Annotated in this window: 19 protein-coding genes; 10 read left to right on the top strand and 9 right to left on the bottom strand. The window is 69.1% G+C overall.

Going from position 1 to position 17,249, the window contains the following annotated elements; genetic code table 11:
* The first annotated feature begins 89 nt into the window (after positions 1 to 89).
* A complete protein-coding gene (locus tag U5N23_RS31705) occupies positions 90 to 1,016 on the top strand; it encodes a LysR family transcriptional regulator (protein WP_322596646.1) in 927 nt (308 codons plus the stop codon).
* Here U5N23_RS31705 and U5N23_RS31710 read toward each other — a convergent pair.
* Positions 1,000 to 1,860 carry an IclR family transcriptional regulator gene (locus U5N23_RS31710; RefSeq protein ID WP_322596647.1) on the bottom strand — a complete coding sequence of 287 codons (861 nt, stop codon included), beginning with the start codon at positions 1,858 to 1,860 and terminating at the stop codon, positions 1,000 to 1,002. The two genes, U5N23_RS31705 and U5N23_RS31710, sit on opposite strands and share 17 nt — an antisense overlap.
* Before the next feature lie 248 nt (positions 1,861 to 2,108).
* Between U5N23_RS31710 and U5N23_RS31715 the strand changes: the two genes are divergently transcribed.
* The 8 genes from U5N23_RS31715 to U5N23_RS31750 all read left to right on the top strand — a co-directional run bounded on the left by U5N23_RS31715 (position 2,109) and on the right by U5N23_RS31750 (position 10,058).
* On the top strand, positions 2,109 to 3,203 hold the full coding sequence (locus U5N23_RS31715) for an ABC transporter ATP-binding protein (RefSeq protein ID WP_322596648.1): 1,095 nt from the start codon (positions 2,109 to 2,111) through the stop codon (positions 3,201 to 3,203).
* Positions 3,200 to 4,060 carry an ABC transporter permease gene (locus tag U5N23_RS31720; RefSeq protein WP_322596649.1) on the top strand — a complete coding sequence of 287 codons (861 nt, stop codon included), beginning with the start codon at positions 3,200 to 3,202 and terminating at the stop codon, positions 4,058 to 4,060. The genes U5N23_RS31715 and U5N23_RS31720 overlap by 4 nt, the downstream gene beginning before the upstream one ends.
* Before the next feature lie 94 nt (positions 4,061 to 4,154).
* Positions 4,155 to 4,949, top strand: coding sequence for an ABC transporter permease (locus tag U5N23_RS31725; protein ID WP_322596650.1), 795 nt, complete (start codon positions 4,155 to 4,157; stop codon positions 4,947 to 4,949).
* The gene (locus tag U5N23_RS31730; RefSeq protein ID WP_322596651.1) at positions 4,950 to 5,264 is read left to right on the top strand and encodes a (2Fe-2S)-binding protein; all 315 of its coding nucleotides are present in this window, start codon (positions 4,950 to 4,952) and stop codon (positions 5,262 to 5,264) included.
* A complete protein-coding gene (locus U5N23_RS31735; protein ID WP_322596652.1) occupies positions 5,261 to 6,658 on the top strand; it encodes an NAD(P)/FAD-dependent oxidoreductase in 1,398 nt (465 codons plus the stop codon). The genes U5N23_RS31730 and U5N23_RS31735 overlap by 4 nt, the downstream gene beginning before the upstream one ends.
* On the top strand, positions 6,655 to 7,827 hold the full coding sequence (locus U5N23_RS31740; protein ID WP_322596653.1) for an FAD-dependent oxidoreductase: 1,173 nt from the start codon (positions 6,655 to 6,657) through the stop codon (positions 7,825 to 7,827). Before U5N23_RS31735 ends, U5N23_RS31740 begins: the two co-directional genes overlap by 4 nt.
* Before the next feature lie 50 nt (positions 7,828 to 7,877).
* The gene (locus U5N23_RS31745) at positions 7,878 to 8,945 is read left to right on the top strand and encodes an ABC transporter substrate-binding protein (protein WP_322596654.1); all 1,068 of its coding nucleotides are present in this window, start codon (positions 7,878 to 7,880) and stop codon (positions 8,943 to 8,945) included.
* A gap of 186 nt (positions 8,946 to 9,131) precedes the next feature.
* Positions 9,132 to 10,058, top strand: coding sequence for a c-type cytochrome (locus U5N23_RS31750; RefSeq protein ID WP_322596655.1), 927 nt, complete (start codon positions 9,132 to 9,134; stop codon positions 10,056 to 10,058).
* A 19-nt stretch (positions 10,059 to 10,077) separates the two neighbouring features.
* Here U5N23_RS31750 and U5N23_RS31755 read toward each other — a convergent pair whose 3' ends face one another.
* The 5 genes from U5N23_RS31755 to U5N23_RS31775 form a co-directional block, all read right to left on the bottom strand.
* Positions 10,078 to 10,800 carry a plastocyanin gene (locus U5N23_RS31755; protein WP_322596656.1) on the bottom strand — a complete coding sequence of 241 codons (723 nt, stop codon included), beginning with the start codon at positions 10,798 to 10,800 and terminating at the stop codon, positions 10,078 to 10,080.
* Between the two features lie 22 nt (positions 10,801 to 10,822).
* Positions 10,823 to 11,260: a group 1 truncated hemoglobin gene (locus U5N23_RS31760; RefSeq protein ID WP_322596657.1), complete on the bottom strand. Its 438-nt coding sequence runs from the start codon at positions 11,258 to 11,260 to the stop codon at positions 10,823 to 10,825.
* A 26-nt stretch (positions 11,261 to 11,286) separates the two neighbouring features.
* Positions 11,287 to 12,219, bottom strand: coding sequence for a DUF3034 family protein (locus U5N23_RS31765; protein ID WP_322596658.1), 933 nt, complete (start codon positions 12,217 to 12,219; stop codon positions 11,287 to 11,289).
* Positions 12,220 to 12,340: 121 nt separating this feature from the next.
* On the bottom strand, positions 12,341 to 13,147 hold the full coding sequence (locus U5N23_RS31770; protein WP_322596659.1) for an anti-sigma factor domain-containing protein: 807 nt from the start codon (positions 13,145 to 13,147) through the stop codon (positions 12,341 to 12,343).
* A gap of 9 nt (positions 13,148 to 13,156) precedes the next feature.
* Positions 13,157 to 13,732, bottom strand: a complete 576-nt coding sequence (locus U5N23_RS31775) for an RNA polymerase sigma factor (RefSeq protein WP_057202064.1) — start codon at positions 13,730 to 13,732, stop codon at positions 13,157 to 13,159.
* A 113-nt stretch (positions 13,733 to 13,845) separates the two neighbouring features.
* Between U5N23_RS31775 and U5N23_RS31780 the strand changes: the two genes are divergently transcribed.
* Complete coding sequence (locus U5N23_RS31780) at positions 13,846 to 14,013, top strand: hypothetical protein (RefSeq protein ID WP_322596660.1); 168 nt, start codon at positions 13,846 to 13,848, stop codon at positions 14,011 to 14,013.
* Positions 14,014 to 14,028: 15 nt separating this feature from the next.
* On the opposite strand, the gene U5N23_RS31785 is transcribed toward U5N23_RS31780, so the two are convergent.
* The 3 genes from U5N23_RS31785 to U5N23_RS31795 form a co-directional block, all read right to left on the bottom strand.
* Positions 14,029 to 14,958 (bottom strand): DMT family transporter, encoded by a 930-nt coding sequence (locus U5N23_RS31785; protein WP_322596661.1) that lies wholly within the window; start codon positions 14,956 to 14,958, stop codon positions 14,029 to 14,031.
* 95 nt (positions 14,959 to 15,053) lie between these two features.
* Positions 15,054 to 16,217, bottom strand: coding sequence for an alpha-hydroxy acid oxidase (locus U5N23_RS31790; protein WP_322596662.1), 1,164 nt, complete (start codon positions 16,215 to 16,217; stop codon positions 15,054 to 15,056).
* A gap of 118 nt (positions 16,218 to 16,335) precedes the next feature.
* Positions 16,336 to 17,196 carry a DMT family transporter gene (locus U5N23_RS31795; protein WP_322596663.1) on the bottom strand — a complete coding sequence of 287 codons (861 nt, stop codon included), beginning with the start codon at positions 17,194 to 17,196 and terminating at the stop codon, positions 16,336 to 16,338.
* Positions 17,197 to 17,249: the final 53 nt, after the last annotated feature.

Consider the following 17,249-nt stretch of genomic DNA (forward strand, 5'->3'; position numbering starts at 1 on the left):
CTGTGCCCATTTCGGGGATAAAGCAGGCACCATCGCGGTGCGCCAGCGGTGTAAACCCTGAGAATCATTCCCGAGGAGCATGAACAACCATGTTTCGCAAGACCTTTCTGCCGCCCGTGGGCGACCTGCTCGCCTTCGAGGCGGCGGCACGCCACACCAGTGTCTCGCGCGCAGCGGAGGAACTGCACCTCACGCAGAGCGCGGTATCGCGCCAGATACGCCAGCTGGAGGAGCAACTGGGCATGGCCCTGTTCCACCGCGTGCGCCAGCGCGTGGTGCTGACCGATGCCGGACGCGTCTACGCGGCCGACGTGCGCGCCCTGCTGCAGCAGCTGTCGGCCGCCACGCAGAAGGCCATGGCGTTTTCGAGCGCGGGCGGCCTGCTCAACCTGGCCGTGCTGCCCACGCTGGGCACGCGCTGGCTGATTCCGCGGCTGCCGGGCTTCATGGCGCTGTACCCCGATGCCACGGTGAACTTCTCGGCCCGCTCCGAACCCTTCGACTTCGCGCAGGAGCCGATGGACGCAGCCATCCACTTCGGCGCACCGCACTGGGCCGGCGCCGTGTGCGAGTACCTGATGCACGAGGAGGTGCTGCCCGTGTGCAGCCCCCACTACCGCGCGCAGCAGCAACTGCACACACCGGCCGACCTCGCAGGGGCCGTGCTGCTGCAGCAGAACACCCGGCCCACGCAATGGACCGAATGGTTCGAGCGCCTGGGCGCCCCCACCCCGCAGGCGCTGCGTGGCCCGCGCTATGAGCAGTTTTCGATGATCGCGCAGGCGGCGGTGTCGGGCCTGGGCGCAGCGCTGCTGCCGCGCTTTCTGATCGAAGGCGAACTGGCCTCGGGGGCCCTGGTGGCCCTTTCCACCGACGTGCTCACCAGCAGCGAGGCCTACTACCTCGTCTACCCCGAGGCGCGCGCGCAGACGCCGCTGGTCAAGGCCTTCAGGGACTGGCTGCTCTTGCAATGTGCGGGGGCCGGCACCGCGGCCCGGCTCAGCCCGGCCCCGTAGCCGGGCCGCCCGGCACCAGACGCTGCTCCGGCTGCTGGCCTGCCAGGCTTTGCGTGGGGCGGCGCAAGGTGGCATCGAAGGGGTGGATGCGCGGTCCGATGGCGGCCGCCTCGCGCTTGAGCAGCTCCACCACGGTGGGCAGGCGGTCCTCGTTGAGGCGCGCGGCGATGGTGCCCACGCTCAATGCGGCCACCGCACGGCCCTCGCGATCGAGCACGGGCACACCCACGCCGGCCATGCCTTCGAGCAGGCCGGTGTTGCGCGCGGCATAGCCCGTCTGGCGCACGCGCTCGATCTCGGTGCGCAGGTAGACCTCGTCGTACACGCCGTACTCGCGCACGCGCGAGAGGTTGAAGCGGATGACTTCCTCGCGCTCGGCCTCGGGCAGGAAGGCCAGGATGGCCAGCGCACCCTGCCCCACCCCCAGTGCAACCCGCCCGCCGATGTCGCCGGTGAAGGAACGGATGGGGAATGGCCCCTCGCTGCGGTCCAGGCAGATCGCATCGAAGCCGCTGCGCACCAGCAAAAAGATGCTGTCGCCCAGGCTGGCGCTCAGGCGCAGCAGTGCAGGCCGGCACAGGCTGCGCAGATCGCCCGGGTTGCCGGCCTTGGCGGCCAGCGCGAAGAACTCGGTGGAAAGGCGGTAGAGCTTGCTGCGCTCGTCCTGTTCGGCCATGCCCTCGGCCACCAGCGATTGCAGCAAACGGTGCGTCGTGCCCTGGGTCAGGCCCACGGCACGCGCCAATTGGGTGACGCGCCCGCCCTCGGCCTGTACATCGGCCAGGGCCCGGATGACGGCAAACATGCGGGGCACTCCGCCCGTGGAGGTGGAAGCTGGTTCCATGCACTGCTCCTGTGGAATAAACGGCACTCTCAAACATCATCATATTCCATTAATCGAAATAAATTCAATAAATATTCTGATTAATGGAATACCCGATGCGAACTGGCCCGATTACTGCAATACATTGAATCGAAAGCGCAAGACAGTCCAGGGGCCGCCGAAACCGCACCGCGCCGGTGCAGCCCAGGCACCAGGCCCGCAGGACCGCCGCCGCGCCGCGATGAAACAGCGACCAGAAAGGCCCGTGCATGTCCTTCCTTCAACTCACTGATGTGACCAAGTTCTACGGCAGCACCTGCGCGGTGCAGGCCATGAACCTCTCGGTGGAAAAAGGCGAATTCGTGTCGCTGCTGGGCCCCTCGGGCTGCGGCAAGACCACCACCTTGCAGATGGTGGCGGGCTTCGAGGCGGTGACCAACGGCCGCATCGAGCTCGACGGCCGCGACATCACGCACGCCAAGGCCAACACGCGCGGCCTCGGTATCGTGTTCCAGAGCTATGCCCTGTTCCCGCACATGACGGTGGCCGACAACGTGAGCTTCGGCCTGGAGATGCGCAAGATGCCCAAGGCCGAGCGCAAGGAGCGCGTGGCCCAGGCCCTGGGGCTGGTGCACCTGGAGGCCCACGCCACGCGCTACCCGCGCGAGCTCTCGGGCGGCCAGCGCCAGCGCGTGGCGCTGGCGCGCGCGCTGGTGATCGAGCCGCCGGTGCTGCTGCTCGACGAGCCCCTGTCCAACCTCGACGCCAAGCTGCGCGAGGAGATGCAGTTCGAGCTGCGCCAGATCCAGCGCAAGGTGGGCACGACCACGGTGATGGTCACGCACGACCAGAGCGAGGCCATGTCCATCAGCGACCGCGTGGTGGTGATGGAGGCCGGCCGCGCCACGCAGATCGACCACCCGCACCGCGTGTACGAGCACCCGCGCACGCGCTTCATTTCCACCTTCGTGGGCAAGGCCAACTTGCTGCCCGGCAAGGTCACGGCCAGCGGCACGGCACGCACCCATGTGGCCGTGGGTTCGCTGGCGGTGCAGGTCGAGGGCCCGGAGTTTCGGCCTGGCGCCGCCGTGCTGCTCAGCGTGCGGCCCGAGAAGCTGCAGCTGGTGCCCGCCGTGCAGGGCCGGCTCGACGGCGAGGTGGGCGAACGCTTCTTCCTGGGCAGCCAGTGGCTGTACCGCGTGGCCACCCCCGTGGGCGAGCTGATGGTGCTGGTGCCCAATGACGGCCGCAACGCGCTCGACGAGGGCGACCGCACCGGTGTGGACTGGCCCGACCACTGCATGCGCCTGCTGCCCGCCGATGAAGCCGCCTTGGCCGAACCCGAGGCCGAGGTGGCCCCATGAGCAGCGCCACCCGCAAGGCCGTGCCCTGGTGGCTGTCGGCCCCGGCGCTGGTGCTGTTCACCTGCCTGCTGCTGGTGCCGCTGGCGCTCACGGCCGTGCTGTCGTTCAACGCCTTCGACCCGATGACGGGCGTGAAGTCCGGCGAGTTCACGCTGGAGCACTACGCCCACGTGTTCACCGACTCGTACTACCACGCCATCTTCTGGCGCACCTTCTGGATCTCGGCGCTGGTTACCGTGATCTGCGTCGCCATCGGCGCGCCCGAGGCCTACATCCTGAGCCGCATGGGCAACCCCTGGCGCTCGGTGCTGCTGCTGGTGGTACTGGCTCCCCTCTTGGTATCGGTGGTGGTGCGCGCCTTCGGCTGGAGCATGCTGCTCGGGCCCGAGGGCCTGGTCAACGGCACGCTCAAGCTCATCGGCATCGGCCCCGTGAAGATGCTCTACACCGAGATCGCCGTCATCGTCGCCCTGGTGCACGTGATGCTGCCCTTCATGGTGATCCCGGTATGGACCTCGCTGCAGAAGCTCGACCCCGGGGTGCAGAACGCGGCGCTGTCGCTCAAGGCATCGCCGTTCACCACGCTGCGCCGCATCGTGCTGCCGCAGGTGCTGCCGGGCATCCTCTCGGGCAGCCTGATCGTGTTCGGCCTGGCGGCCAGCTCCTTCGCGATCCCCGGCCTGCTGGGCGGGCGGCGCCTGAAGATGGTGGCCACCGTGGTCTACGACGAGTACCTGCACGAACTGAACTGGCCACTGGGCGCGGCCGTGGCCCTGACGCTGCTGGTGGCCAACCTGGTGGTGATGCTGAGCTACAACCGGCTGGTCGAAGGCCGCTACAAGAAAGCCCTGGGATAGACATGACAACCCCCACGCTCCATCACTTCGTGTATTCGCTGCCCCCCGAGGGGGCCGTGGCCTCCCTTGGGGCGGCCCGGCGGGAATCCTGACCATGCACAAGAACGGCCCCCTTGCCCTGGCGTTCAACGCCCTCGCCATCGCCTTCATGCTCGCACCCCTGGTGGTCGTGTGCGTGGTGGCCTTCACGCCCGAGAACACGCTGACCCTGCCGACCACGGAATTCTCGCTGCGCTGGTTCAGGGCGGTGTTCGAACACTCGGACTTCGTGCAGTCGTTCTGGAACAGCCTGTGGCTGGCGCTCGCGTCGGCCACGCTGGCCACGGTGCTGGCCGTGCCTGCGGGCATTGCCATCACGCGCTACGACTTTCCCGGGCGCGGCTTTCTCAACGGCCTGTTCCTCTCGCCGCTGATCATTCCGCACTTGGTGCTGGGCGTGGCCCTTCTGCGCCTGTTCGCCCTGGTGGGCGGCACGGGCAGCTTCGGCTGGCTGGTGCTGGCGCATGCGCTGATCGTCACGCCCTACACCCTGCGCCTGGTGGTGGCGGCACTGGTGGGGTTCGACCGCAGCGCGGAGCACGCGGCGCTCTCGCTCGGTGCCAGCCAGGCCACGGTGTTCACGCGCATCACGCTGCCCATGATCCTGCCGGGGGTCACCGGCGGGTGGCTGCTGGCCTTCATCAACAGCTTCGACGAGGTGACCATGTCGATCTTCGTCACCTCGCCGAGCACGGTGACGCTGCCGGTGCGCATGTACATGTATGCCACCGAGTCCATCGACCCGCTGATGGCCGCCGTGTCGGCCCTGATGGTGGCCGTGACGGCCTTTGCCATGGTGCTCCTGGACCGCGTCTATGGCCTGGACCGCGTGCTGGTGGGGCGCAAATAGATGGTCGCCATGACCCACACTCCTGCATCGCCCCTTCTGCGCCGCGTGGCGGAAACCCAGCGCAAGCCTGTGCCCTTCGTGCTGGATGGCCATGCCGCCACGGCACTCGAAGGCGATACGGTGCTCACCGCCATCCTGACCCTGCGTGCGCAGCTGCGCATCAACGAATTCAGCGGCGAGCCCCGCGCGGGCTTTTGCCTGATGGGCGCCTGCCAGGACTGCTGGGTGCTGACCGACAGCGGCGAGCGCCTGCGCGCCTGCGCCACCTTCATCGCGCCGGGCATGGCCCTGCGCACCGGCCAGGGCCCCGCATGAGCAACCCCACCCTGCAAGCCGTGATCGTGGGCGCGGGCCCTGCCGGCATACGCGCCGCGCAGACCCTGGCCGCGCATGGCGTGCGCCCCGTGCTGCTCGACGAATCGGCGCGCGGCGGCGGCCAGATCTACCGGCGCCCGCCCGCGCACTTCCAGCGCCCGGCCTCAGCCCTCTACGGCACCGAAGCCGCACGAGCCAAGGCCGTGCATGCCGCACTCGACGGCATGGCGGACCAGATCGACTACCACCCCGACAGCCTGGTCTGGAACGCCCAGGGTGGTGCACTCGACGTGCTGCACGGCCCCACGCAGACCACGCACACCGTGCCCTACCGCCAGCTCATCGTGGCCAGCGGCGCGGCCGACCGGGTGCTGCCCGTGCCGGGCTGGACCTTGCCCGGCGTCTACAGCCTGGGCGGCGCGCAGGTGGCGCTCAAGTTCCAGGGCTGCACCATCGGTAGCCGGGTGGTGCTGATGGGCAACGGGCCCTTGCTGTACCTGGTGGCCTACCAGTACGCACGCGCCGGCGCCACCGTGGCGGCCGTGCTCGACACCGCGCGCCTGGCCGACCAGGTGGCCGCCGTGCCGGCCATGCTGACCCAGCCTGCGGTGTTCGCCAAGGGTGTGTACTACGTGGGCTGGCTGCGCGCGCATGGCGTGCCCATCCACACCGGCGTGCGCCCTGTGCGCGTGCTGGGCGATGACCGCGTGGATGGCGTGGTGTGGAGCGACGGCACGCGCGAGCACACCCTGGCCTGCGATGCCGTGGGCCTGGGCTACGCGCTGCGCTCCGAGACCCAGCTAGCCGACCTGCTGGGCTGCCGCTTTGCCTGGGCGCCCCTGCACCGCGCCCACCTGCCCGAGCGCGATGCCGCGGGCCGCACCAGCGTGGCGGGCGTCTACCTGGCCGGCGATGGCGCGGGGATCATGGGCGCCGATGCGGCCGAATGGGCCGGCGAGCGTGCCGCCCTGGCCTTGCTGGCCGACTGGGGCGTGTCGGTGGATGCCGCCCGCGCCCAGGAACTCGAGGGCAAGCTCACCCGTTTGGCGCGCTTTCGCGAGGGGCTGGAGCGGGCCTTTCCCTTCCCCACCGATTGGGCCGCGCAGGCGCCCGACGCGCTGGTGGTGTGCCGCTGCGAGAACGTCACCGCAGGCCAGTTGCGCGCCACCGTGCGCGAGACGGGCGCCGACGAGATGAACCGCCTGAAGGCGCTGACCCGCGTGGGCATGGGCCGCTGCCAGGGCCGCAGCTGCGGCGTGGCGGCGGCGGAGATCCTGGCCCACGCCACCGGCAAGCCGGTGGAACTGGTGGGCCGGCTGCGTGGCCAGGCACCGATCAAGCCCATCCCCATCCACCTGCAGGCCGCCAGCCAGCACACCGGAGCCGCCGCATGAGCGCCGCCGCACCCCACCTGACCAGCCACCCGCGCCGGATGGACACCGACGTGGCCATCGTCGGCGGCGGCATCGTCGGCGCCTCGGCAGCACTGGCGCTGCGCCGCCGGGGTGTGGACGTGGTGCTGCTCGAACGCGACCTGTGCGGCTCGCGCTCCAGCGGCGTGAACTACGGCGGCGTGCGCCGCCAGGGCCGCCCCTTGAGCCAGTTGCCGCTTGCTCAGCGGGCGCACGAAATCTGGGGCAACCTGCCCGCACTGCTGGGCACCGATGGCGAGTACCTGCGCACCGGCCATTTCAAGATCGCGCGCAGCGAAGAGGACCTGGCCTCTCTGGAGCGCTACGAGGCCATGAGCCGCGACTACGGCCTCGGGATCGAGCTGCTCTCGGGCCAGCGGCTGCGCGAGCGCTGCCCCTGGCTGGGTGGCAAGGCCGTGGGCGGATCGCTCTGCGCCGAGGACGGGCAGGCCAATCCGCGCCTGGTGTCCCCCGCGTTCGCCCTGGCAGCGCGGCGCGCTGGCGCCCATATCTTCGAGCGCACGCCCTTGACCGAGGTGGAGCATGACGGGAGGGAATTCACTTTGCGCTCGGGCACGGCGCTCACCGTGCGTGCGCCCGTGCTCATCAACTGTGCAGGCGCATGGTCGGGCCCGCTGGCCACCCAGTTCGGCGAGGCCGTGCCGCTGCAGTCGGGCCACCCGGCCATGGCCGTGACCGAGCCCCTGCCCTTCTTCATGCACTGGAGCCTGGGTGTGGAGGGCGGCAGCATCTACTGCCGCCAGGTGGCACGCGGCAACCTGGTGCTGGGCGGCGGTTCGGGCATTGGCCTGGATGCGGACCGAGCACGCTCGGAGCGCAGTGCGATTGCGGCGCTGGCCGTGCAGGCCATCGAGCTACTGCCGGTGCTCAAGCACGCGCATTTCATCCGCACCTGGAGCGGCACCGAGGGCTACCTGCCCGACCGCCAGCCCGTGCTAGGCAAGAGCCGCACCACGCCCGGCCTGCTGCACGGCTTCGGCTTTGCGGGGGCGGGCTTTCAGATCGGCCCGGCTGCCGGTGAAGTGCTGGCCGACTTGGCGCGCGACGGCCGCAGCAGCACACCCACCGACGCCTTTTCCATCGGGCGTTTTTTCCCTGCCAGCGCCCCGGCGGCAGCCGCTGCCCATTGAGTTTCCATCCCCTGACCGCTACCCTTCCAACACCCTGAAAGGAAAGACCCATGACCTCCTCTCGCCAGACCTCTTTTGCGCGCCGCGCGCTGCTCACGGCAGCCGCGGCGGCGGCGCTGGCCGCCAGTGGCGTGGCCGGTGCCCAGACGAAAACGATCTACATCGGCATGAACGGCGGCACGATGGAGAAGGCGTACACGCAGTACGTCTTCCCCGCGTTCGAGAAGCTGCATGGCGCCAAGGTGGTGGTGGTGCCGGGCACCTCGTCGGACATCCTGGCCAAGGCGCAGGCCAACAAGGACAAGCCGCAGATGCATGTGATGTTCCTGGACGACGGCATCATGGTGCGCGCCATGGGCATGGGCCTGTGCCAGAAGCAGCGGCCCAACCCGCACCTCAATGAGATCTACCCCGCCGCCCGCTTCAAGGACGACCTGGCCAGCGGCGTGAGCCTGGGCATGACGGGCATCGCCTACAACACCAAGATGTTCACCGAGAAGGGCTGGGCGCCACCGACCTCGTGGATGGACTTCGCCGACCCCAAGTACAAGGGCAAGGTGGTGTTCCAGTCCATGCCCTCCTCGTCCTTCGGGCTGCATGGCTTCCTGATGTTCAACCGCATCCAGGGCGGCAACGACAAGAACGTGGAGCCGGGCTTCAACAACTGGGCCAAGACCATCGGCCCGAACGTGCTCGAGTACATCCCGAGCTCGGCCAAGATCTCCGAAATGGTGCAGACCGGCGAGGCCGCGATGTTCCCGCTCACGCCCACCGCCGTGGCCGCGCTCAAGAACCGGGGCATCCCCGTGGAGTACGCCCAGCCCAAGGAAGGCTCGGTGGTGCTGATGGTGGGCCAGTGCGTGATCGCCAACAACAGCGAGCCCGAGCTGGCGCAAAAACTCGCCGAGTTCCTGCTGAGCCCGCTGGCCCAGGCCAACGTGCTGCAGTTCGGCGCCCAGATCCCCACCAACCCCAAGGCCCCGGCCGTGGGCGAGGGGGCGGCCCAGGTGGCCCAGATCAGCCAGTGGATGAAGAGCGCCGTGACGCTGGACTGGGACAGCGTGAACGCCAGCCGCCCCGCCTGGAACGCGCGCTGGAACAAGACCATCGAGCGCTGATCGGCCTGCGCGGCAGGGGAATGGACTGCCCCGCAGCGACCTGGTGGGCCGCGCGGGCAGGGTATCCGTGACATATGTCACCGGGGCCGCCCGTGCCTTGCGCGCGCCCTGCGCCAAAAGCGCCTGCTGGACTTCAGAATCCGCTCCATCGAGTTTCTGACTTCATTCCCACAAGGCTTCCCCACCATGAAACGCTGGATGAAATGGACGGCTGGCAGCGCCCTGGCACTGGGCGTGCTGGTCGCCGCCACCGCCGCCACCGGCCTGTACCTGGCCGAGCAAAAGCGCAACCGCTACATCGACATCAAGCCGCGCCCCGTGGCCTACACCACCGAGGCGCAGACCATCGAGCGCGGGCGCTACCTGTTCAGCTCGCGCGGCTGCACCGATTGCCATGGGGCGCAGGGCACGGGGCGCGAGTTCGTCAACGACGGCAAGGGCACCCGGCTGGCCGGCCCCAACATCACGGCAGCCGGCGTGGTGGCGCGCTACCAGCCCGAGGACTGGAACAGCGCCATCCGCCATGGCGTCAAGCCCAATGGCCGCCCCCTGCTGGTGATGCCCAGCGAAGACTACAACCGCCTGACCAACGACGACCTGAACGCCCTGGTCTCCTACATCCGCCAGTTGCCGGCCAAGGAGGGCACGCCCGCCGCCATCGAACTGCCGCGCCCGGCCTGGGTGCTCTACGGCCTGGGGCTGATTCCCGACGCGGCCGCGCGCATCGACCACCACCTGGCCCCCTCGCGCCCGGTGCCGGCCGGCGTGACGGTGGCCAATGGCCAGTACGTGGCCAATATGTGCATCGGCTGCCATGGCGCCAACCTGGCGGGCGGCAAGATCCCTGGTGGCCCGCCGGACTGGCCGGCCGCCGCCGACATCCGCCCCGGCAAGGACAGCTCCATGGCGCGCTACCCGACGGTGGAGAGCTTCGTGGCCATGCTGCGCAACGGCAAGCGGCCCGATGGCACGCCCATCCAGGTCATGCCCTTCGAATCGCTGGGCCAGCTCAGCGATGTGGATGCGCGCGCCCTGTATGCCTACCTGCAGGCCCTGCCCGCCGATGGCAGCGTGCCCCCACCCCCTGCGGCCGAGGTGGCATTGAACCGCTGAAGCAAACCGCCGGGCCCTGTCAGTGCGCGTGCTGCGGGTGCGGTTGCGCCTGGCTGTACGCGCCCATCGGGCCACCCGGTGCGGTGGATGGGGGAGCGCGGCGCACACGCGGCACCACGCTCAACTGCACCGTGTCGAGCACCGGCGTGGCCAGCACCTGTAAGGCCTTGCGCGGCACATCCACCAGTTGCTCGGCATGCCACACGCGCACCTGGGCGGCGCCCTCGGGCACGCTGGCAAATCGCGCAATGCCGTTGTCGTCGGTCTTGAGGGTCCAGGCCGAATCGGTCACGAACACATGGCCACGCATGGAGCCGTGCAGGTGGCAGCCGAGCAGCAGCACACCGGCCGTGTCGAGCTTCACGTCGGCGAAGTTCGAGGGCTTGCCATCGGTCTTGCCGGCCAGCCGCAACTCGAAGCCGCCAGCACCGGGCGCCGCGCTGGCAGCGGGTGTGGCGGCATTCCCGCGCACATGGTGGTCCCAGCGGTCCTGGTTGGTGAAGCGCACCGTGGTGCCCGGCACCACCACCGTCACGGCGGGCACGAAACGCATCTTTTCCTGCTCGATCACGGGATTGGGCGCGACCAGCGTGGGCGCCGCGCCGCCGCCTGCGGGCGGGTAGACCACCACCACGGCATCTGGAACGGGCTTGCCGTCCCTGTCGAGCACCTGGATCTGCACGTTGCCGGCGTGGGCCCCCATGGCAAGGGCGGCGGCGATGGCGATGAGCGTGTTTTTCATGGACAAGGATCCCTCTCTGAAGTCAGTGAACGGTGATGACGTCGCGGTGCATGGGGGCCAGCAGGGCCAGCAGGCGGTTCTGTTGCGCAAAGGGGATGCCCTGCGCGTCCATGGCACTTTGCAGCACCTCGACGAGTGCATGGAAGTGGCCCTTGGTGATCTGCATGTCGGCATGGGCCGATTTCATATCGGCGCCTTCGTATTTGCAAGGCCCGCCGCTGAGCTGGCAGAACTGGTCGGCCAGGCTCTCCTTGAGCGCAGCAGGCTTGACGTCCTTGAAGTGGGCGCCGATGCGCGGGTCCTTCACGGCACGGTTCACGAAGTCGTCCACCAGGCGGTCGATGCCGGGCTTCTCGCCCAGCGCCTGGTACAGGCCGGCAGGGGCTGCGGATTGGGCCAGGGCGGGCACCGCCAGCAGGCAGGCACAGGCAAGGCCAAAGGCCATCAAGGTCTTTTTCATGGGGCGGTCTCCAAAGGTGCCGGTGTTCAGAACGCGGCTTGTGCCGAGAGGTAGTAACCCGTCTGGCGGCGGTTGCCGGTCACGCCCGGCACCACGCGGCCCAGGTCCACATAGGCCAGCGTGAGCGACAGGTGCTTGCTGGGCGCCCAGGCGATGAAGATGTCCTTCCAGTCGTCTTCGCGCAGCCCTGCACCCAGGCCGGCTGCAGCACCCAGGGCCTGCAGGTTGTTGGGCTTGAAGCGGTATTCGGCGCCCACCGCCAAGTCCTTGCGCAGCAGGTAGGCCAGCGAGAACTCGGGCTGCAGGCTGCGGCCGCTCTTGCCGGGCGCCGCCGAGCCGAAGCCCAGCAGGCCGTTCTGGTTGGCGTTGGTGGAGCGCAGCGTGGCATTGACCAGCAGGCTCTGCGCCAAAAAGAGCTTGGTGGCGCTCACATACACATCGGTGCCGCTGTTCTTCACGCCCAGAAAGTTGTAGACCGACTGGACCGAGCCCGGGCTGGCGCGCTTGTGCTCGATGCCCACGGCGATCTGCGGCATCCAGGTGTCGGCGTCGAGCACCGCATCGCCGGCCACCTTGACCTTGAGCCCAACCACGTCCATCTGGATGTGCTGGCCAGGGGTGACGCCAAACGCCGCGATGCCATTGAGCGCCAGCGCCGGCGAGGCATCGAAGTCCTGCCGCGCGAGCGACAGTTCGACCCGGTCGAACAGGCCGACCGCCGCGCCATAGCCGGTCAGCCCATAGTCCTGTGTGCCGGCGCGCGTGGCATAGCCGCTGAAACCGACCTCGCCCTCGGTGGCGTTGCTGCCGATCACGGCCCAGGGGGTGAGGCCCCCACCGGCCGAGCCGGCGATGGTGTTGACGCCGCCGGTGAGCAGCAGCTTGCCGGTATCGGCATGGGCCAGCCCGGCCGCCATGGCCAAGGCCGCGAACACGGTGAAAGGACGCCTGTGGTTCATCGGGGGCTCCAGTGCGAAAGCGATGTAAGAGGATGTTGCACCCTACTTACGCAAACGGATGTGCCACGGATTCAAAAACCACAGATATTTTTTCCCCCTCCGAAAACGGACAGGCGCGGTTTCAGAGCATGCGCTGGATCAGCTCGCCCTTGAACAGCACCGGCCCGGTGGGCCCACCGGCGCTGGGCACGCCGCCCTTGGGCTCCAGGCTGATGGCCAGGGCCGGCACCTGGCGCACGTCGGCCTCGCCGGCCGTCAGGTTGAGCAGCTTTTCCTGGCCCAGCACGCCGAGCGAGCGCGGGCCGCCTGCAGGCGGCAGCGCCCACAGCTGCAGCGATTGGTCCGCCCCTTCCTGGAAGCCGCCCACGCGCTGAAGCACCAGTTGGTTGTTCTTGGGGTCGAAGGTCACCAGCATGGAGGCAGCCGCCTTGTCGTCGGCCAGCACGGCCACGTACTGGATCTGCGGCGTGGCCTGCAGTTGCTGGCGCAGCTCGGCGATCTGGGCACCGCTGCTGGCGCGCAGCCCGCCATTGACCTGGACGCCGACCACCACGGCCACCAGGGTGGCCAGGGCGCCGGCCGCTGCCGCACCGCGCCACAGCAGCAGGCTGCGCAGCCAGCCGCCGGGGCCGGGAGCCACCGGCAGGGCCGGCTCCCCCGCCAGCCGTGAGACCTGCATGGCCTGGGCCGCCTTGTCGGCCTGCACCAGGTTGTCGATGCGTTTCCAGACGGCTGCATCGGGCTGGGCCAGTTCCTGCAGCTCGGCCAGGCCCGACCAATGGGTCTGCCACACCAGCGCGGCGGCACGCACCGCCGCGTGCTCGCGGGCCAGGGTTTCGAAGCGGCGGCGGGCGCCGCCGCGCAAGGTGCCCAGCGCGTAGCTGGCCGCCAGGCGGTCGAGCAGTTCGGGGTGTTGGGTGATGTTCATGGAGCCCCCTCAGATGTAACGGGCCATGCACTGGCGCAACTGCTCCAGGCCGCGCCGGATCCAGCTTTTCACGGTGCCCAGAGGCAGTTGCAGTTGCTCGGCCAGTTCGCTGTGGCTCTGGTCGCGCAGGTAGGCCAGGCTCACCACCTCGCGCTGCTTGTGTTCGAGCTTGCCCAGGCACTGGTGCAGGGCGAAGGCCTGTTCGCTGGCCTGCGTCACGTCCATGGGGTTGGGCGAATCGCCCTCCAGGGTCTGCGCCATTTCGTCGTCGAATTCGTTGGTGAGGTCGCTGCGCTCGGAACTGCGCTTGCGCAGCGCGTCCAGGGCGCGGCTGCGCACGATCAGCCCCATCCAGGCCATGGGCGGGCTCAGCGACGCGCGGTAGTTGCCAGCCCCGCGCCAGATGCTCAGGAAGGCTTCCTGCAGCACGTCCTCGGCCACGTCGCGGTGGCGCACGATGCGCAGCGCCAGGCCGAACAGCTTGGACGAGGTGCTCTCGTACAAGGCCTTCAGCGCGGAGTCGTCCTGCGCGGCAATGCGGTCAAGGAGGTACATCAGTTCACTGTCTGGGGTGAGGGTGCTCATGCGCCGATTGTGTGGGATGGGCCAGAAATCACGGTGGAAGTTCCAGGGGGTCTGCTGTGGATACGCCACAAACCGGCATCTGGATGCACAGCCGTGCCTTGAAAGCCGCCACCATGCGCTTGCCTCCAATGGCTGGCTGCGTACACGGGGCACAAGGCGAGGGTGGCGCCCCCCGGTACTGCCGAGTTCCCCATCCGACCCGCCTGGACGATGCGCAGGGGCGCGAAGACGTGGTGGCCTACCTGGCCACGCTCAGGCGCCTGGCAACCGCGGACCGCTGACGCAGCGCGCCACCGCTACCACTGGGCGCAGATGCCCACCAACCCCGCCAGCACCAGGGCCAGGCCGATGCCCTCGGTGCGCGACAGGCGCTCGCGGAACATGCGGCGCGAGACCAGGTAGCTGAACAGCACCTCGACCAGCCCCAGCGTGCGCACGTCGGATGCCGGGCGCATGGCATAGGCCGTGAACCAGGCGATGGAGGCCAGCGCGCCCATGGAGCCCGCGACCACCGACAGCCGCCATGCGCGCGCGATCGCGCCCGCCACGCCGGGTTGGCGCGCCAGCAGCCAGCCCCCCAGCACAATGCTTTGCAGCAGTTGCGCCCAGAAAACGCCCCAGGCGCCGGCCACCCAGGGCGCCACGCCCTCGCCCAGCGCCAGCGAGGCCCCGCGGAAGCCCACGCTGGCCAGCGCAAAGCATGCGCCCGAAGCCAATCCGTAGACCACCAGCTTGCTGCTGCCGCCCTGGCCGGAGCGCAGCGCGCGCCAGCCGCCCGCAGGCAGCGAGAGCAGCACCACGCCCAGCGTGGCTACGGCCATGGCACCCAAGGCCAGCGGGGCCGGCAGCTCCTGCAGCAGCACGGCCGAGAACAGTGCCACCTGCAGCACCTCGGTCTTGGAATAGGCCACGGCGAGCACGAAATTGCGCTCCTTCATCGCCAGCAGCAGGAACGCCGTGGCCCCCACCTGCGTGAGTGCGCCCATGGCCAGCCAGGCGGCATAGGGCAGCGAGAAATGCGGGACGGCGTAGCCCGATCCGACGAAGGTCAGCCCGGCCACCCAGGCCGAGGCCAGTGGCAGCCCGTAGAGAAATCGCACCAGTGTGGCCGCCAGCGTGCCCAGCTCGGCCGTGACGGAGCGCTGGGCGGCATTGCGCGCCGTCTGCGCAAGCGCGGCCCAGAGGGTGAGGGGAATCCAGGCCCAGGCCATCCATGAAAGAGTCATCGATGGGTTATAGCGCCCTGGCGTGGTGTCCCGCCCACTCCAACCGGCAAGGCGGCCATCCAGGCAGGAGAAGGCCCGGATTGCCTGCCCAGCACCTACACGGGGTAGGTACCCGGCAGCAGGATGGACCGGTCCACGTTGTTGATGTTGGTATGGCCGCAGAAAGCCATGGTGATATCGAGCTCCTTCTGGATGATCTGCAACGCGCGGGTCACGCCCGCTTCGCCGAAGGCGCCCAGGCCGTAGAGAAAACTGCGGCCAATCAGCGTGCCCTGCGCGCCCAGGGCGCGGGCCTTGAGCACGTCCTGCCCGCTGCGGATGCCGCCGTCCATCCAGACCTCGATGTCCTTGCCCACCGCCTGGGCGATGGCCGGCAGCGCGGCGATGGACGAGGGCGCCCCGTCGAGCTGGCGCCCGCCGTGGTTGCTGACGATGAGCGCATCGGCACCGCTGTCCACGGCCAGGCGTGCGTCCTCGGCGTCCATGATGCCCTTGAGCACCAGCTTGCCGCCCCAGCGCTTCTTGATCCACTCCACGTCGCCCCAGTTGAGCTGGGGATCGAACTGCTCAGCCGTCCAGGACGACAGCGACGACAGGTCGCCCACGCCCTTGGCATGGCCGACGATGTTGCCGAAGCTGCGGCGCTTGGTGCCCAGCATGCCCAGGCACCACTGCGGCTTGGTGGCCAGATTAATGAGGTTGCGCAGGGTGGGCTTGGGCGGGGTGGACAGGCCGTTCTTGATGTCCTTGTGGCGCTGGCCCAGGATCTGCAGGTCCAGCGTGAGCTGCAGCGCCGAGCAGTTGGCGGCCTTGGCGCGGTCGATCAGGCGCTCGATGAAGTCGCGGTCGCGCATCACGTAGACCTGGAACCAGAAGGGGTGGCGGCCGGTGTGCTCGGCGATGTCTTCGAGCGAGCAGATGCTCATGGTGGACAGCGTGAACGGGATGCCGAAGGCCTTGGCCGCACGCGCACCCAGGATCTCGCCATCGGCATGCTGCATGCCCGTGAGGCCGGTGGGCGCGATGGCCACGGGCATGGCCACGTCCTGGCCGAGCAGGGTGGTGCGGGTGCTGCGGCCTTCCATGTTGACGGCCACGCGCTGGCGCAGCTTGATGGACTGGAAATCGGCCGTGTTGGCGCGGTAGGTGCCCTCGGTGTACGAGCCTGAATCGGCATAGTCATAGAACATGCGCGGCACACGGCGCTGGGCAATGGCGCGCAGGTCTTCGATGCAGGTGATTTTGGACAGGTCAGGCACGGGGCTCCCTCGGTTCAGGCTGGGTCAGTATGGCGCCCATGGTAGCCCCGCACTCCCTGCAACGGGATGAAGGCTTTTACGGGGGTCTTGAAATTTTTGCATGGCGCCGTGACTGCGGTCAGCGGCGCGCGAGCGCCACCCCGGCGATGGCGACGACAAAGCCCACGAGCTGGATCGCCGAGAGCGTCTCGCCGAAGATGAACCAGGCCTGCAGCGCGGACAGCGGCGGCACGGCCAGCAGCAGCGCCGTGGTGCGCGTGGCCTCGCCCCGGCGCATGAGCCAGATGAGCAGCGTGGCCCCGCCGATGGACAGCACCAGCACCGAGAACGCCAGGTAGCCCCAGAGCGCGGCCGAGTTGTCCCAGTGCGGCTGGCCGAACGTGCCTGCCATGGCCAGCAGCACGGCCACGGCGCCGATGTTCTGCACGGCGCTGGCACTGCGCAGGTCGTCCCCTGCAGCCAATGGCGACTTCTGCACCATGGAGCCCACGGTGAGCGAGAAGATGCTGCCCGCAGCGACCAGCACCACCGGCAGCGACAGCGCGCTGGCATCGGCCGCCTGCAGGCGTGGCAGCAGCACCATGCCCACGCCGCCGAAGCCCAGGGCAAGCCCCGCCCAGGTGCTGGCCGACAGCCGCCTGCCGAGCACCGCCACGGCCAGCAGTGCCGTGAACAGCGGCTGCAGCGCGCCGATGAGCGACATGATGCCGGCCGCCAGCCCCTGCGACATGGCCCACCAGCTCGGCCCCAGGTACAGCCCGCTCATGAGCGCACCGGCCAGCAGGTGCATGGCGATGCGCCGCGCCCCCTGGGGCCAGGACGCCCGCACCCAGAGCGCCGCCGCGATGAAGGCGGCAGCCACACAGGCAAAGCGCAACGCCAGAAACCAGAACGGGTCGGCATGGCTGGCCACGCCGCGCCCCGCAAGAAAGCCCGTGGACCAGATCAGGACGAACAACACCGGGGCGAGCGCATGCATGGAAGGCAGGAATGAAGCGGACAGAACCGCCGAGCATAGACGCAGGGCGCCCA

The organism is Acidovorax sp. (assembly GCF_034519795.1).
Taxonomy (GTDB): Bacteria; Pseudomonadota; Gammaproteobacteria; order Burkholderiales; family Burkholderiaceae_C; genus Acidovorax.

Bases quoted from the DNA above. Each gene is read 5' to 3' on its own strand.
- U5N23_RS31735 (WP_322596652.1), top strand. From the start codon at position 5,261: ATGAGCAACCCCACCCTGCAAGCCGTGATCGTGGGCGCGGGCCCTGCC.
- U5N23_RS31775 (WP_057202064.1), bottom strand. From the start codon at position 13,732: ATGAGCACCCTCACCCCAGACAGTGAACTGATGTACCTCCTTGACCGC.
- U5N23_RS31770 (WP_322596659.1), bottom strand. From the start codon at position 13,147: ATGAACATCACCCAACACCCCGAACTGCTCGACCGCCTGGCGGCCAGC.
- U5N23_RS31720 (WP_322596649.1), top strand. From the start codon at position 3,200: ATGAGCAGCGCCACCCGCAAGGCCGTGCCCTGGTGGCTGTCGGCCCCG.
- U5N23_RS31725 (WP_322596650.1), top strand. From the start codon at position 4,155: ATGCACAAGAACGGCCCCCTTGCCCTGGCGTTCAACGCCCTCGCCATC.
- U5N23_RS31710 (WP_322596647.1), bottom strand. From the start codon at position 1,860: ATGGAACCAGCTTCCACCTCCACGGGCGGAGTGCCCCGCATGTTTGCC.
- U5N23_RS31765 (WP_322596658.1), bottom strand. From the start codon at position 12,219: ATGAACCACAGGCGTCCTTTCACCGTGTTCGCGGCCTTGGCCATGGCG.
- U5N23_RS31795 (WP_322596663.1), bottom strand. From the start codon at position 17,196: ATGCATGCGCTCGCCCCGGTGTTGTTCGTCCTGATCTGGTCCACGGGC.
- U5N23_RS31745 (WP_322596654.1), top strand. From the start codon at position 7,878: ATGACCTCCTCTCGCCAGACCTCTTTTGCGCGCCGCGCGCTGCTCACG.
- U5N23_RS31780 (WP_322596660.1), top strand. From the start codon at position 13,846: ATGCGCTTGCCTCCAATGGCTGGCTGCGTACACGGGGCACAAGGCGAG.
- U5N23_RS31730 (WP_322596651.1), top strand. From the start codon at position 4,950: ATGGTCGCCATGACCCACACTCCTGCATCGCCCCTTCTGCGCCGCGTG.
- U5N23_RS31755 (WP_322596656.1), bottom strand. From the start codon at position 10,800: ATGAAAAACACGCTCATCGCCATCGCCGCCGCCCTTGCCATGGGGGCC.
- U5N23_RS31760 (WP_322596657.1), bottom strand. From the start codon at position 11,260: ATGAAAAAGACCTTGATGGCCTTTGGCCTTGCCTGTGCCTGCCTGCTG.
- U5N23_RS31705 (WP_322596646.1), top strand. From the start codon at position 90: ATGTTTCGCAAGACCTTTCTGCCGCCCGTGGGCGACCTGCTCGCCTTC.
- U5N23_RS31715 (WP_322596648.1), top strand. From the start codon at position 2,109: ATGTCCTTCCTTCAACTCACTGATGTGACCAAGTTCTACGGCAGCACC.
- U5N23_RS31750 (WP_322596655.1), top strand. From the start codon at position 9,132: ATGAAACGCTGGATGAAATGGACGGCTGGCAGCGCCCTGGCACTGGGC.
- U5N23_RS31740 (WP_322596653.1), top strand. From the start codon at position 6,655: ATGAGCGCCGCCGCACCCCACCTGACCAGCCACCCGCGCCGGATGGAC.
- U5N23_RS31785 (WP_322596661.1), bottom strand. From the start codon at position 14,958: ATGACTCTTTCATGGATGGCCTGGGCCTGGATTCCCCTCACCCTCTGG.